The organism is Arsukibacterium sp. (assembly GCF_033721375.1).
GTDB lineage: Bacteria > Pseudomonadota > Gammaproteobacteria > Enterobacterales > Alteromonadaceae > Alishewanella.
On record NZ_JAWWAP010000008.1, the window covers coordinates 263460 to 278329 of the forward strand.

The 14870-nt window shown below is 49.3% G+C and carries 13 protein-coding genes; 4 read left to right on the forward strand and 9 right to left on the reverse strand.

The genetic code is table 11. The features are described 5' to 3' along the window. Positions 1–28: 28 nt before the first annotated feature. Together R3187_RS14400 and R3187_RS14405 are read right to left on the reverse strand one after the other, a co-directional pair. The gene (locus R3187_RS14400; protein ID WP_318967745.1) at positions 29–1780 is read right to left on the reverse strand and encodes a protein kinase domain-containing protein; all 1752 of its coding nucleotides are present in this window, start codon (positions 1778–1780) and stop codon (positions 29–31) included. A 30-nt stretch (positions 1781–1810) separates the two neighbouring features. Then, the gene (locus tag R3187_RS14405) at positions 1811–3307 is read right to left on the reverse strand and encodes an MFS transporter (protein WP_318967746.1); all 1497 of its coding nucleotides are present in this window, start codon (positions 3305–3307) and stop codon (positions 1811–1813) included. Between the two features lie 301 nt (positions 3308–3608). Between R3187_RS14405 and R3187_RS14410 the strand changes: the two genes are divergently transcribed. From R3187_RS14410 to R3187_RS14420, 3 genes are all read left to right on the forward strand, one after another. Continuing rightward, positions 3609–4916, forward strand: a complete 1308-nt coding sequence (locus tag R3187_RS14410; protein ID WP_318967747.1) for an MFS transporter — start codon at positions 3609–3611, stop codon at positions 4914–4916. Between the two features lie 14 nt (positions 4917–4930). Beyond that, positions 4931–6133, forward strand: a complete 1203-nt coding sequence (locus tag R3187_RS14415) for an NnrS family protein (protein ID WP_318967748.1) — start codon at positions 4931–4933, stop codon at positions 6131–6133. A gap of 487 nt (positions 6134–6620) precedes the next feature. Further along, positions 6621–7010, forward strand: a complete 390-nt coding sequence (locus R3187_RS14420) for a putative zinc-binding protein (protein WP_290617042.1) — start codon at positions 6621–6623, stop codon at positions 7008–7010. A gap of 41 nt (positions 7011–7051) precedes the next feature. Here R3187_RS14420 and R3187_RS14425 read toward each other — a convergent pair whose 3' ends face one another. Genes R3187_RS14425 through norR form a run of 3 tightly spaced genes read right to left on the reverse strand, consistent with a single transcriptional unit; the run spans position 7052 to position 9743 of the window. Beyond that, positions 7052–7816 (reverse strand): molybdopterin-synthase adenylyltransferase MoeB, encoded by a 765-nt coding sequence (locus R3187_RS14425; RefSeq protein ID WP_318967749.1) that lies wholly within the window; start codon positions 7814–7816, stop codon positions 7052–7054. Further along, complete coding sequence (locus R3187_RS14430) at positions 7800–8216, reverse strand: YbaN family protein (protein ID WP_318967750.1); 417 nt, start codon at positions 8214–8216, stop codon at positions 7800–7802. Before R3187_RS14430 ends, R3187_RS14425 begins: the two co-directional genes overlap by 17 nt. Further along, positions 8217–9743 (reverse strand): nitric oxide reductase transcriptional regulator NorR, encoded by a 1527-nt coding sequence (norR, locus tag R3187_RS14435; RefSeq protein WP_318967751.1) that lies wholly within the window; start codon positions 9741–9743, stop codon positions 8217–8219. It abuts the gene before it with no gap. A 184-nt stretch (positions 9744–9927) separates the two neighbouring features. On the opposite strand from norR, the gene ytfE reads away from it, so the two are divergent. Continuing rightward, the gene (gene ytfE, locus R3187_RS14440) at positions 9928–10641 is read left to right on the forward strand and encodes an iron-sulfur cluster repair protein YtfE (RefSeq protein WP_318967752.1); all 714 of its coding nucleotides are present in this window, start codon (positions 9928–9930) and stop codon (positions 10639–10641) included. Between the two features lie 283 nt (positions 10642–10924). Here ytfE and R3187_RS14445 read toward each other — a convergent pair whose 3' ends face one another. From R3187_RS14445 to R3187_RS14460, 4 genes are all read right to left on the reverse strand, one after another. Beyond that, a complete protein-coding gene (locus R3187_RS14445; protein ID WP_318967753.1) occupies positions 10925–12199 on the reverse strand; it encodes a serine hydrolase in 1275 nt (424 codons plus the stop codon). Between the two features lie 481 nt (positions 12200–12680). Beyond that, positions 12681–13100 (reverse strand): secondary thiamine-phosphate synthase enzyme YjbQ, encoded by a 420-nt coding sequence (locus tag R3187_RS14450; protein WP_318967754.1) that lies wholly within the window; start codon positions 13098–13100, stop codon positions 12681–12683. 16 nt (positions 13101–13116) lie between these two features. Next, positions 13117–14085, reverse strand: coding sequence for an alpha/beta hydrolase-fold protein (locus tag R3187_RS14455; protein WP_318967755.1), 969 nt, complete (start codon positions 14083–14085; stop codon positions 13117–13119). Positions 14086–14129: 44 nt separating this feature from the next. Next, a complete protein-coding gene (locus R3187_RS14460) occupies positions 14130–14570 on the reverse strand; it encodes a nucleoside deaminase (RefSeq protein WP_318967756.1) in 441 nt (146 codons plus the stop codon). Positions 14571–14870 lie beyond the last annotated feature (300 nt).

The window sequence follows — 14870 nt, forward strand, 5'->3', positions numbered from 1 at the left end:
AGCAAACCGGTCTTCGCTATCAGCTATGTTAACGCCTAAGCAAAAACAGCCACACCACCAGCAATAACGTGATAAACCAGAAACCCGATAACAGCTGCCAGAAAAGCAGCGGGTTGGTTTTGTGTTGTTGTTTAACTTCCTCGTGCAAAAATGCCGGGTTTGGTTGTTGTAAATCGGTCAGTAGCTGATTAATACTCTGATAGCGCTGCGATAAATCTAAACTCACCCCTTTTTGTAAGGCCCGGTCGAACCAGGTTGGAATGACCGGGTTAAACTGGCTGCTACTGCGATAACGCAGTTTGTCGTAATCGGCCGCCGTGCGGCAATTTTCAACGGTATGACCATAAGGTAAATGACCACCACTGAACAGCTCGTACGCAATGGTAGCCAGCGCATAAATATCGCCCTGGACGCCAGAGTTATGCCCAAGCAGATAGTGTGGATCAGAATAAGCGGCGGTACCCAGTGCGGCTTCATGTTGCAGCGGGCTGTATATTTCTGCCAGACCAGCGACATAGACTGAACCAAAATCAACAATTTTCAAGCTGCCATCTTCCAGGTAAATAATATTGCCGGGCTTTAAATCCTGATGGATAGCGCCCATCCGGTGGAAAGCTTTTAAACCTTCGGCAATTTGTTTTACCAGCTTAATTGCCAATGCCGGTTTTAACGGTTTGGGTTGAGCCTCAAACCATTGCTCCAGGCTTTGGCCCGGCAAATACTCCATCAGGTAGTATAAAAAGGTCCGCGGCCGGTGCTGGCGCACAACCTTTACCACGAAGTCTGACTCTATCCGCAGGCCGATCCATTCTTCGCGGATAAAACGGTCAATATAGAGAACATCATCATCGTAGTTCAGCGAAGGACATTTCAGCACCATTTGCCGGGCAGTGCTTTTTACAGCAGCGCACTCATCTTCAACCAAATATAAATGGCTGCGGCTGCTGGCAAATAATTCGCGCAGTACTTTATAGCCATCCAGCTTCATCCCGGGGCTAAGCGCTGGCGGAAATGGCAGCCTGGTAAGGCGCTGATTTAAATCATCCAGGCTTTGCTCAGGCAGTGCCGTTATTTCAAGCAAAATCAGGCTGATATTATCATCACTGCCCTGCGCTAACGCCTGCTGCTTAAGCTGCTGCGAGGCTTGCTGTAAATCAACTGCGGCTGACACTGCCTGCTGCAGTGCATCCGGGCTGATAAAATCAGACAGGCCATCGGAGCACAGTAAAAAGCGGTCACCCATTCTAATGCTGATACTACCATGCTGTAACTCGACGTGGGCATCCATACCCAGGGCCCGGCCGAGAAACTGACGTTGCTCTGATAATATCGTGGTATGGTCCTGGCTAAGTTGCACCAGCACGCCTTCGCGCCAGTGATACAAGCGGCTATCGCCAATATGAAAAAAATGCGCGGTCTGCGATTTCAGCACCAGCGCGGTAAATGTCGTCAGGTAGCCTTTTTGGTTGTGCGCAAACTGATGGCTCAGCTCGTACAACTCATTGTTAATGGTTGCCAGTAACTGTTGAGCGCTATAGGCCACCGACCAGCTATCCGGCGTCTGACAGTATTCACGGCAAAACCGGCTTACCGCCCGCTCGCTGGCTTGCCGGCCAGCCTCAGCTGTGCTTACGCCATCGGCCAGGGTAAAACAGGCGCCTTTGTAAGCTAACAGGTGAGGATCGGCCGGTATATCTACCGCCACAGCATCTTCGTTGGCCGGCTTAACGCCGGCCTCGCAAATACTGCTGTAGCAAAGTTGCAGCTCAGATCCCGACACCTGTTAATCCTTATTTAACCAGCAACACGCCTAACCAACGTTTATCCGAAAGACCGTACCGTCTTCCCCCACTTCGGTAATATGACCTTTGGGATCATCTAAAAACATTACCGCTACCAGGCCAACCAGGGCAGATGCCGCTATAACATAGAAAAACATACTGTAGCTGACATAACTTAGCACTGTTAGATAAACGACCGCACCAACGTTACCATAGGCACCGGCCATACCGGCAATCTGGCCGGTCATGCTGCGTTTAATCAGCGGCACTATGGCAAATACTGCGCCTTCTCCGGCCTGAACAAAGAAGCTGCAAGCCATCGTTGCCAGCACTGCCAGCGGGATCCACCAGTGGCTGTCCATCAGCCCCATTAAGAAGTAGCCTGCCGCCAGACCTCCAATTAAGATCAGCATACTTTTACGCCGGCCAAATTTATCGGAAAACCAACCGCCCATTGGCCGTGATACCAGGTTCATAAAGGCAAAGCCCGACGCCAGCAAACCGGCTTTTACCGCACTTAAACCGTCAAAGGTTTCCAGAAAATACAATGGCAGCATAGATATCACTGCCAGCTCAGAGCCAAAAGTAGCAAAATAGGCAATATTTAATATCCCCACCTGCTTAAAACTGTATTTATCGATCTCTGGCACCCCAACCCGTAAATGCTCGGCATTAATCCTCCAGGTTTGCTGGGTTTGGACGATAAATAACAGCAATAACACACTCCACAACGCATACATCATATTGACAGAGAATAAATTAACCCCGGCCGGTGATAAACGCCAGGCCAGCATGCCCAATGCCAGATGCATCGGAATGTTCATCAGGATCAGGCCCCACAGCGCCCCCCAGCTTGTCACCACCATAGCGCCGGTTTTTTTCGGTTTAAAATACATTGAGCCTTTGGGCGTATTGCGGGCAAATTTATAAAATATCAGCGAATACACTGCACTTATCACCCCGACAGTGCCAATAGCATACCGCCAGCCATTTTCGCCGCCATAGGCCAGTGCCAATAGCGGTAAGCTCATTGCTGCTGCGGCAGAGCCAAAATTGCCCCAGCCACCGTAGATACCCTCTGCCGTTCCTACCTGATGGTGCGGAAACCACTCGCCGACCAGACGAATGCCAACCACAAAGCCGGCACCGACAAAGCCAAGTAAAAAGCGAAATAACGCCAGCGCGGCATAGGTATCGGCAAAAGCAAAGCCGATACACAGCACTGCTGAGATAAACAGCAGCAAAGAATACATAATCCGCGGACCATAGCGGTCTACCAGCATGCCCACTACTATCCGTGCCGGGATCGTTATTGCCACGTTTAAAATCAGCAGCGCTTTAACCTGTGCATCGGTAAGGGCAAGTGCTTCTTTAATATGAATAAGCAAAGGTGCGTGGGCAAACCACATTACAAAGGTCAAAAAAAACGCAAACCAGGTAAGGTGCAGCATTTTTATTTTTTGTTCGGCAAAATTAAGCAGGTTTAACCCGCTGCCGCTATTTGTTGATAAAGCAGGGCCAGCCATAACATCCTCCAAAGGATTATCACTAAACTGCAGCCAGTGTAGAGAGACTGAAACCGAAAATCATTGATATAAAACAAAGCTGAAATTTTATTTTCATATAAAAAACAACAATATACCACCTTATAGGTAGTGGCATTGCCGATGCAAATGCAGGGTATTGCGGCACTTACTACCTACTTCGGTCAGGCCGGCACTTTTATCCAGGCCAGCATAGCGCGTCAGAGGTACACCCTCTTCGCTGCAGCAGTGGGCCACTTTGACGTTACACTAACGGTTAATACTGTTTGCCGGATTTATAGTTATGCCGCAACCTGCTGCCACCTCGTTGAAACAGGCGACACTGCCTGGTGCCAACCTGGCGTTATTGTTGGCAACCCTGGCTTTTGCTGCCTGCTTTTCCGTCTGGACCTTGTACGCTGTAATGGGCATTGCCCTGCAACAGCAACTTGGCCTTAGCGCGACCCAATACGGCATACTGCTGGCAGCACCGATATTAAGTGGTGCCATCCTCCGATTGCCGCTCGGTATTCTGGCCGACCGCTATAGTGCGCGACTGTTATGGCTCTACCAGATGCTGGCTGTGCTGCCCGCTTTATTACTGCTGCCGACCGTACAAAGCTTCACTGGTTATTTATTGCTGGGATTGTGGTTTGGGATTAGCGGCGTGTCTTTTACCTTTGGGGTGCGCTATGTCAGTCAGTGGTTTGCCTCCAGCCGTCAGGGCCGGGCACTTGGCCTGTTTGGTGTTGGCAATGCCGGGGTGGCGATTACCTTTGTGCTGGTTCCTTTGCTGATAGATTACGCCGGCTGGCAATGGGTTGGACCGGTTTATGCCGGCGGACTGTTGGTAATCAGTCTGCTGTTTGCCTTGCTGGCACCAAAAGAACCGCTGCAGAGCACTCAGGCCAGACCCAAGGGGCTGAGTTTGCGCCAGCTATGCGCTGACGCGCGGATTTGGCGATTCTCATTGTATTATTATTTTGTGTTCGGCAGTTTTTTAGCCTTGTTGTTATGGTTACCGCAATATTATATGCAGGCCTACGCCATGGACGCGCGGCAAGCGATGGCCTTTACTCTGTTTTTTGTCGCCACGTCTTCAATGATGCGGGCGCTGGGCGGCTGGTTCTCTGACCGTTACGGCGGCCGTGCCGTAAACTGGAGTGTGTTCTGGGTTTGTATAGTTTGCTTGTTTTTTCTAAGTTACCCGCCCACTACCCTGATTATTCACGGCCTGGAAAAAGATGTACAACTGGAAATAGGTATTAATGTCTGGTGGTTTACCCTACTGATTTTCATTATCGGCGTGGCGCAGGGTTTTGGCCGGGCCAGTGTGTATAAAGTAATTCACGATTACTATCCGCATCATATGGGTAGCGCTGGTGGTTTTGTTGCTGCTATCGGCGCCCTGGGCGGCTGCACCCTGCCAATAGTATTTGGTTTGGCACAGGATGCACTCGGCATAGTCACCGGCTGTTTTATGATTTTATACGGCGTATTGGCGCTTTGTATGATCACCATGTTCTTTGCTAATCAGGCGGCGCAGTATCAGCAAAAGCTGGCTGCGGCCCGCTCTGACAATTTTCTTTTAGATGAAGACCAACCTGTTTAAGGTAAGGATAAACCATGCAAATTACCGACTTGGCAACTGAGCAGAAGCTGTCACCGTTGTTACGCCAGGCGTTCCGGCCAATGTTTTTAATGGGGGCTGCCTTTAGTGTCATCGCGATGCTGTTATGGGGCCTGACGCTTTTTGGCGTTATTCAGCTTAAACCCTTCGCCAATGTGCTGTTCTGGCATAGCCACGAAATGTTGTTTGGTTTTGTTGCCGCCATTATTATCGGCTTTTTACTTACCGCAGTACAAAACTGGACCGGCTTGCGGGCGCCACATGGTAAAAGCCTGCTAATAATTAGCTTGTTGTGGCTGGCAGGTCGCTTGCTACTGCTGTTCGGCCAGGACTTACCCCTTTACCTGGTGGCGGCAGTAGATCTCAGCTTTTTGCCGGTTTGCGCCTATCTGCTGGCCAGGCCGTTATTGCAAACAGGACAAAGCAGAAATTTGTTTTTTATCCCGGTGCTGTTGTTACTCAGTGCCTGTAATGCATTAATGTATATCGGCGTCGCTACGAACCGCTTTGAGCTTATTCAACTGGGTAGTCAGAATGCGGTTTGGCTGATTACCCTGCTGATGGCCATTGTCGGTGGTAGGGTATTGCCAATGTTTACAGCCAATGGCACCCAAACCCCAAAGGTGGAAGCCTTACTTTGGCTCGATCGCGCCGCATTGGCTTCGCTCTGGCTTATTTTTGTGCTGCATTTTTTTGCCTTAACCAAATATCTGCCAGCCATGGCAATCAGTGGCTTATTTGCAGTTAGCGCCTCCTTAACCGCGTTGCGCTGTCTGCGCTGGAAAATCTGGATCACCTTAAAAGTGCCGCTGCTGTGGTCGCTGCATCTGGCATACTGGTGTATTCCAATTGGTCTTGCCCTATACAGCGCTCGCTACGCCGGGGTTAATATCAGCAATAGCATCGCGCTGCACGCCTTAACCGCCGGCGCTATGGGCAGTATGATTTTAAGCATGATGGCGCGGGTGTCATTGGGCCACAGCGGCCGCATGCTTAAACCGCATACCATTATGTCACTGGCATTTTTGCTGGTACTGGCTGCAGCTGTCAGCCGCACCCTGCTAATCTGGCTCTGGCCAGCGCAAACAATGCAGTGGCTATGGTTGGGTGTTGCTGGCTGGGTACTGGCCTATTTACTTTATGTACTGGTATATTTCCCGGTGCTTACCACCCCAAGGCCAGATGGCCGGCCGGGTTAAATCGCCAGTTTCTGATATTAAATAGTTAGAGTTCGGTGTTCATCGAGCCGGTTGCAACTCCCGCTCTACTCGCCACAGCAACTATGCTGGGCATCCTGCCCAGCCCCTGCGGCCAGCTGAAGCTGTTCAAATTCGTTCCTGACGAATTTGTCGCCCTGCTGCCTACGGCAGGGCTCAAACACTCTGTGGCTGCGCAATCGGGATTCCAACCTCCTTTCCTCAGCATGCTGATAACCTGAATAGTCGCGAAGGTTAGAACCCTGAAGAGTTGTCACAGAGTGTCTGAGCGAGTGGGTAGCGAGCGAGTTGCTGTGACAAGCTCTGAAGGCGTTGTAACCGCAGATGGCACGCCGCTTGCCATTCTTATCACCTGTACCCCTGAAGGGGTATCTGTCCAGCAGCTTTGATTTATATCAAGTCGCGTATTGCCATGGCCTCTACACTGACTAAATAGTCTGACCACACTATTTAGCATCAGGAGCCTGCTATGAACACAAAATACAACGACAAGCCTTTAGTCTATTCCTGCTCAGGTTGCTCTAATGTCGCGCAGCTAGCCAATGATCTTGCGGTCGTACTCGATCGTGAAGGCTCAGCCCAAATGTCCTGTATTGCCGGAGTTGGCGGCAAGGTAAAGCAATTGGTAAAAGTTGCCCAGTCCGGCCGGCCAATTCTTGCTGTCGATGGCTGCCCGCTTAACTGTGTAAAACAAACCCTGGCCACGGTAGATGTGGTGCCAACCTGGCATATTGAATTAACGTCAATGGGTTATAAAAAACGCGACCATGAAAACTGTGATTTAGGTGATGCTTATAACCTGTTGCAAATGGTACATAGCGATATTCTGCCACAGGCGACAAAACCGGCGCAGCGTTAAACACTGCAAGCCATTAACCACTAGTCACTAGTCACTAGCCATTAGCCACAAACCGAACAGCCCGGGTCTTTATTTATACCAAACTGGCGCCATTGGCTGGTCAAAGCGTCAAATAACTGCAACTTGCCATACAGCGGCGTGCCCACTTCCGCCAGGATTTTTACCGCCTCCAGTGCCTGCATTGTGCCAATAACCCCCACTACCGGGCTCAAAATACCGGCTTCCATACAACTTAATTGCTGCTCACCAAATAACTGGCTTAAGCAGTGATAACAAGCCGTGTCGCCTTGCATGCTGAAGCTGGCAACCTGGCCTTCAAAGCGGATCGCCGCGCCTGATACCAGCGGCACTTTGGCCTTAACACAGGCGGCGTTAATGGCATTGCGGGTGACGAGGTTATCGCTGCAATCGAGTACCAGTGAAAATTGCGGTATCAGCTCAGCTAAATCCTCCGCAGTTAAACGTTGCTGCAACGCTTCAATATCAATTTCAGCATTTAACTGGCGCAAACCCGCCGCAGCCTGTTGCACCTTACTAAGCCCGATATCGGCTTCGCGATACAAAATCTGGCGTTGCAGGTTACTGCGGTCAATAGTGTCATCATCGACCAGCGTAATACTGCCAATGCCGCTGGCGACTAAATAAGGCGCAGCAGCACAGCCAAGCCCGCCCATGCCGACCAGCAACACCGAGCTTGCCAGCAATGCCTCCTGACCACGAAAATCCATTGCCGGCAGCATCAGCTGGCGGCTGTATCGCATCGCCTGCTGGGCGCTTAGAGCTGGCGGCTTAGTCGGTTTTGTCATAATTATTATCCTGAGTAACGTGTTCCGGACGGCGCCATAGCCAAATTGCCACCAGCAGCAAAAAACAGGGTAGCAGCAGCCTTAGTAGCAGCGGAGCCTGAGATAATTGTAACAGCACAACACTGAGCAGCATCATGCCCGTGGCCAGGTATTTGGCGCGACGCGGTACCACCCCATTCTGGCGCCAGGCCAGAATGGGTGGGCCTAGTTGCGGATGTGCCAGCAAACGCTGCTCCAGGGCTGGCCAGCCTTTACCTGACGACCAGGCGCTAAGCAAAATAAAAGGTACCGTCGGCAGGCCCGGCAAGGGTATGCCTAACAGCCCCAGCGCTAAGCTGACAATGGCCAGTGCCCGCCAGCACAGCATCCGGCTATAGTGCCACATTATGTCTTTTACCATTCATTTAAGGCCCAACCTTTGTGCCAGCTTATGCAGGTTGCTGGGATCAAGCTCCAGCTGACGGGCAGCTAACGACCAGCTGCCATTGTGCTGGCTTATTGCCTGTTGAATCATTTGTCGTTGCAGTTGGTTGACCGCTTGCTTTAAAGGGATACCGCTTAATTGCAGCACCTCATTTGTTTCATTGTGTGCAATGGCTAAGGGCACGGTATCCAGATCAAGCAATGCCGCCTCCAGAGTAACAATGTCAGTGCGGGATGCGCCATGACTTAATGCTTTAATCGCCGCCCGGCTTATTACATGCTCCAGTTCCCGTACATTTCCCGGCCAGTCGTAACTTAATAACGCAAGTTCAGCGTCAGCGGATAATCTGAGCGCCCGAAGCCCCAACCGGCTGCGATTGAGCTCCAGAAAATGACCTGCCAATAGCGGAATATCATCCGGCCGTTCGCGCAGCGGTGGAATTGGCAACGGGTAAACCGATAAGCGATGGTATAAATCGGCCCGAAATTCACCACTTTTAACCTGTTGTTTTAAATCCCGGTTCGTTGCCGCCACCAACCGTACATTTACCTGGCGGGTTTTATCTGAACCGAGGCGTTGGATCTCACCGTCTTGTAGTACCCGCAGCAATTTCGCTTGCACTGAAAGTGGCAGCTCGCCTACTTCATCTAAAAACAAGGTTCCGCCGTCTGCCGCCTCAAATCGGCCTGCCCGCTCACTGTGGGCCCCCGAGAACGCGCCTTTGTTATGACCAAACAGTTCACTTTCTGCCAGGCTTTCGGGCAGGGCCGCGCAGTTAATATAAATCATCGGCTTGTTGGCGCGGGCGGAACTGCGGTGCAAATGACGGGCAAACAGCTCCTTCCCCACACCGGTTTCACCCAGCAGCAAAACCGGAAGATCAGAGCTTGCTACCACAGTTAATTCCTGCAGAATTTGGCGCAAGACTTTACTCTGGCCAATCAGCTCATAGCGTTGTTTGGCGGCGGGTTCATATTGCTGCTCATCGGCCTGATGATTGAGACGCAAAGCCCGGTTAGCTTGCTCCAGCTCCGTCATCCGTACTGCGGCTTCTACCAGCAAACTGTAGCGCTGCAGCTCGTAAATCGCAGCCTGAGAAAAGCTGCCTGCCTGCAACGCATCCAGGGTAATAACCCCCCAACAGCGTCCCTCAACATAAAGCGCAATACCCATACAATCGTGTACAGGAAGCGCCTGGCCGGGTTGCTCTGCTAATAAACCATCATATGGGTCGGGTAATTCAGACTCCGGCTCAAACCTGACCGGATTGCGGCTGGCCAGAATTGCCGCCAGCCTGGGGTGTTGGGCTACCACGAAACGCCTGCCCTGCGCTTCCCGCACCAAACCATGCAGCGCCACCGGTTTCAGCACGTCATGCTCCAGTCTGAGCAGACCGACTGCGCCACAGCAAAAGTGGCTTCGCAGGGTACTCACTAAGCGCTGCAACCGTACGGCCGCAGGTAAATCTGTTACCAAATCTGCAATTAGACTTTCTTCCAGCATGGTATTTTTTACCCCTGGGTAGATATTACCCTCAATTAACCGGGTGCAATTTACCACAGTGCAAAATAAAGCTATATAAATCAAAGGAGGTAGTTTTGGCCTGACTCTTGCCATCTTAGTGTTGTTAATAGCGACAAGTCGCCCCGTTACTGCGGCACATTTTATTCAGTATGCAGGAGTTAGTATGTCACTCACCCATGTATCATTTTTAGACCAGTCTTTAGGCCAGATAGCCACTACCATTGCCGGTGCTACCGCGGTATTTCACCAATACAAACTGGATTTTTGTTGTGGCGGCCAACATAGCCTGCGTGAAGCCCTTGCACAAAAAGAGCTTGATGCAACGCCGATCCTCAGTGCGCTGAGGCAATTACAACAACAAGACGGCGAGATAACCGACTGGCGCAGTAAACCGGTACGGCAACTTATTGAGTATATTCTGCAGCGTTTTCATCAACGCCACCGGTTGCAACTGCCCGAAGTTATCCGTCTGGCCAGACGGGTTGAACATGTTCATGCTGACGATCCGAATTGCCCGACCGGGCTGACCCAACACCTGGAGGACATGTATCAGGAGCTGGAAAGCCATATGGTAAAAGAAGAGCAGATTTTATTTCCAATGCTCGCCGGGGGCATATATCCTGCCGGGCCGATTAGCGTAATGGAAGAAGAGCACCTGCAACATGGGGATGCCCTGGAAACCCTGGATAAACTGACCAATAATATTACGTTACCGGCCGATGCCTGCAATACCTGGACAGCACTGTATCTGGCGTTGCAGGAGCTAAAAGAAGACTTAATGCAGCATATTTTACTGGAAAATCAAATTCTGTTTGTCCAGCCTGAAGTTACAACTCGCGGTGATGACCGCCAGATGTGCTGCGGCAGTTGTCAGTAACTCATTCTTCATCGGAGCCAGGCATTAATGCCTGGCTCCGATGAGTCTTTGGTGTTTAGCCAAGTGTTTGAATCTGTGTTTAATCGTTTTACGGTATTTTTGAGTATAGTTAATCGTCGATAAAGCACTAAAATGTAAATTTATGCTTGGAAACTTGTAATTTCTGCTGGTAAGCCATCAACTGGATGACGTAGTAAAAATGGCAGGCCGTCATTAGACAATTTTAAAGTCGATAAATGGCATGTTATAGACGTTTCTTTTAACACCGTATTAGCCAGATACATTAACGCGCTCTGGTGCCAAGGTAATTTTCATCACCTTGATGTATGATAAGTGATGGTGCAGAACCATTATCATTATGTTTAAAACTCACTTGTAAATCGACAACTTTTGCAAAGAAATGAGTATCTGATTTTGCATAAAGGATAAACGGCTCTTGCCCCTCTCCTGAAGCAAGAAAAGATAGCCTGCCATCTTTTAACATTACATCAATAGAAAAGTTAGAAAACGTATAATGTCCAACATAATTTTTCAACGTACTTTCGGTAACAGCAATACCATTAATAGCCTCCATATCTGCAATATAGAATTCAGCAATTTCATCAATGAAAGATTGCGGGTTTGCTCCCATCAAATTCGTAATAACAACAATGGACAGATTATCTTGTGGGTATATAACCAATGCAGATCGATCGCCACCAACAGCGGCAATTGCCGGGTGTTCAGCCCTGTCAATAACCTGCCAGCCAAGTGCGTAGCCATTTAACAGCCGGTCAAAGCCTGCCGTTTTCCCACTTTCGAGTACAGCGGGTGACCACAAAACTTTCAGGCTCGAAGGTTCACTTAACAATTCTCCTTTCTGTAAAGCAATTACCCACTGTGCTATTTCTTTTGCATTCGAACTCATGCCTGCAGCAGCTCGAAGAAAAGGAGGTAATTCATATTGAATCGTAGTTAATTCATTTCCAAAATAATACGTATAGCCTCTCGCCTGATGAGGAATGACGCCTTGAAAGTGAGCGAAGCCAGCTGCCTCAGTTCGCCTCATTCCTACTTTTATAAGTTGATTTTCAGTAATAAAATCGGTGAAGCTGTTGCCACTTACCTGGGTGATTATTTTCCCTAGTAGCACATAATTTGTAGAAGTATACTGGAATTGAGTATTGGCTTTTGCAGCCAAAGGTAAAGTTTTAACCAAACTCCAGGAAGCTTCTGCACCTTCAGGGGCAATAAGAGATGTTCCTAACTCAATTTCAGGTAATCCGGAAGTATGAGTAAGCAACTGTTTAATGGTGATGTTTTGCCAAGTATCAGGCAAGTCGGTCACATAAGAAGAAGCTTTATCTGATAGTGCCAATTTACCTTTTTCGACAAGTTGCATAATGGCAACCCCGATAAAAGACTTGGTTATCGAATTAATGGTAAAAACAGTCTTGTCGGTAACCGCAATATTATCTTGTAAATTTGCGATACCATAGTTTTCTGTTTTGATTATTTTGTTATTTTTTACAACAGCGATTTGTAAGCCAGGAATTTTTTCATCCTGCATCTTTTTCAACAAAAAATCATCTACTTAATCGGCACCAGCAACAGAATATAGTATTGATAAAAAATATATAGATACAAAGACAATACGGGCATTTAATTTTTTCATAGCGTCCTTTTTATATGATCTAAATTAAGTAACTCTCGCATCTGAAATCTGCCAATTTAATAGAAGGTACTTTGTCTGCAAGGCGCGCAAGCAGATCGCTTATGAAAAATAATTGAATCACCGGAAACTAACCCGAGAAACACTGGTTATCAACAACTTTCTATTTACCAGTGTTAAGCCTAAGTTCGTCTAGGGTGTTATTGTACGTAATATATTGATGATCTGGAAAGCACACCTGTTGCACAGTGGCGCACCGATGTCTACTTACCAATCGAGGTGAACAAAGTATGGGGCGATTAAATTATCAGCGTGACTGAGCAAAAGGTTGTTGTTATGCAAACGCCTGGCTGAACTGAAGAAAACCGAAATCCTGATCACAACCAGCCTATTCCCCCTGTAGGGTAACCACCACCTTTCGGCTGCCAGCACGGTTGCGGTGTTCGCCCAGGTAAATTCCCTGCCAGGTCCCCAGATCCAGCCTACCGCCGGTGATTGGAATGGTGACACTGCTGCCAAGCAGGCTGCTTTTCAGATGGGCGGGCAAATCGTCACTACCTTCATAAGTATGGGTGTAATAAGGCTCGTTTTCCGGCACGGCCCGGTTAAAAAACTGCTCGAAGTCCTGACGCACAGTCGGGTCGGCGTTTTCGTTAATAGTTATTGAGGCAGAACTGTGTTTAATAAAAAAATGACAAATACCGACCGACAGCTTGCTAAGCTCAGGTAACTGCCGCAGCAGCTCGTCGGTAATTAAATGAAAACCCCGGGTTTGCGCTTTTAATGTCAGCTCTTTTTGTAACCACATTCTTTTTTCCTTTCTTTTACTGCTTGGGCAATGTGTGTTGCAGCAGCCAGTTATACAGATCGTCGCCGGCGTATATCTGGCGCCAGGCATCATGCCCCGCTTGCTCTAACATGCTAAAACGAAAATTATCGTGGCCCAACTGCCGCAAGGTTTCAATACCCGGGTAAAAGTAGTTTTTATTGACCGCAGCATCACGCCCGGCCGCAAATACCCATAGTGGAATGTTAGCCTCGGCAATAGGCGGCATTAAATCCGGATGGCCCCAGCCGACTACCGGCGCCACCGCAGCAAACAATTGCGGGTGCTTGCTGGCCATATACCAGCAGCCAAAACCGCCATAGCTAATGCCGGTTAAATACAAACGGCTGGCATCGGTTTTGTAAGTTGTCTGCACGGTTTGCAGCATCGCCAGCAAATCCTGCTCTGCCCGCTCCCAGCCATCAGGCAATAATGCAGGCACCTTACTCATATCTGCTACCGGCTCTGCCGGTGCTATTGGTTGGCTGGAGGGAAACATCGCCGGGCGCGGCGGCACGCCTTCTGTTAAGCGCTGCGGGATATCGGCCGGCGAGCGGTTGGCAATATAAGATACGTTGCCCATCTGAAACATATGCAGTTGCGGCACAACGATAATAAATGGCAAGTCACGCTTTTGCACCCAGGCTTCATACAAAGGTCCGTGAATTAAGGTGTAATCCAGCTCATCCAGGCCATTGCCCCGCTCACCATTGCCGTGCAAAAACAGCATAACCGGCCATTTTTTGGTACTGTTTTGCTGATAACCCGCCGGTAAATAAACAAAATACTGGCGTCTGGCATTGTCGATGCTGCTCTGATAATCCAGCCGCAACAACTGAGGCTCAGGGTCGGCGGCTGCCTGGTTGCTATTAGAGTTGCTATTGGGGTTGCTAATTGCACTGCTGCAGGCCGCAACCATAACAACAGCAGTTAACCACAAGGTAATTTGTTTAGATAATGTGTTCATATTCCTCAGCCAATGTTGTTAGCGGTAGCAAAGCAGATACCCGGTTACTCGCCAATATCTTCAAACCACAACTGGGGTTTAGCGGCAATAAAATCCTGCATCAGCTGAATGCACTCGGCATTATGCTGGTTCTCCAGCGTAACGCCCCGGCTTTGCACATAGGCTTCCGGCCCCTGAAAAGTCTGGTTCTCACCAATCACCACCTTTGGAATGCCGTAAAGCAAAACGGTGCCGCTGCACATATCGCAGGGCGATAAAGTAGAGTAGAGCGTGGCTCGGCGGTAATCGGCGGCAGTTAAGCGACCGGCGTTTTCCAGGCAATCCATTTCAGCATGCAATACACAACTGCCCTTCTGCACCCGCTGATTATGGCCAGCGCCAACAATCTTGCCATCGATAACCAGCACCGAACCGATAGGAATACCGCCCTCAGCCAAACTTTTTCTGGCCTGAGCGATAGCCGCCTGCATATAGATATCCGTCATATTAAATCCTCTGGCAACTGGAGCCATGCCCGAAAGGCCTTGGACTTCCCCTAAAACACTAGACTCATTCTAGCTCCTATTGGCACTCAGCAGCTTATCAGACAACATTTCAGGATCGATAGGGCCAGGATCGATAGGGTCAAGATCGATAGGGTCAAAGATCGATAGGGTCAGGTTCATTGATACTTCTTCGAGCAACATTTCGCCAATGACACTCCCCTACTGACTATTTTACATGGATAAATTAAAGCTAATTGCCACCACCTGCTATTCAGCGGCAAGATACAGCGCTATTTGGCA

Excerpts from the sequence above, each read along its gene's own strand:
- R3187_RS14420 (WP_290617042.1), top strand. The coding sequence starts at position 6,621 with ATGAACACAAAATACAACGACAAGCCTTTAGTCTATTCCTGCTCAGGT.
- R3187_RS14455 (WP_318967755.1), bottom strand. The coding sequence starts at position 14,085 with ATGAACACATTATCTAAACAAATTACCTTGTGGTTAACTGCTGTTGTT.
- R3187_RS14450 (WP_318967754.1), bottom strand. The coding sequence starts at position 13,100 with ATGTGGTTACAAAAAGAGCTGACATTAAAAGCGCAAACCCGGGGTTTT.
- R3187_RS14425 (WP_318967749.1), bottom strand. The coding sequence starts at position 7,816 with ATGACAAAACCGACTAAGCCGCCAGCTCTAAGCGCCCAGCAGGCGATG.
- R3187_RS14415 (WP_318967748.1), top strand. The coding sequence starts at position 4,931 with ATGCAAATTACCGACTTGGCAACTGAGCAGAAGCTGTCACCGTTGTTA.
- R3187_RS14460 (WP_318967756.1), bottom strand. The coding sequence starts at position 14,570 with ATGACGGATATCTATATGCAGGCGGCTATCGCTCAGGCCAGAAAAAGT.
- ytfE (WP_318967752.1), top strand. The coding sequence starts at position 9,928 with ATGTCACTCACCCATGTATCATTTTTAGACCAGTCTTTAGGCCAGATA.
- R3187_RS14405 (WP_318967746.1), bottom strand. The coding sequence starts at position 3,307 with ATGGCTGGCCCTGCTTTATCAACAAATAGCGGCAGCGGGTTAAACCTG.
- norR (WP_318967751.1), bottom strand. The coding sequence starts at position 9,743 with ATGCTGGAAGAAAGTCTAATTGCAGATTTGGTAACAGATTTACCTGCG.
- R3187_RS14430 (WP_318967750.1), bottom strand. The coding sequence starts at position 8,216 with ATGGTAAAAGACATAATGTGGCACTATAGCCGGATGCTGTGCTGGCGG.
- R3187_RS14410 (WP_318967747.1), top strand. The coding sequence starts at position 3,609 with ATGCCGCAACCTGCTGCCACCTCGTTGAAACAGGCGACACTGCCTGGT.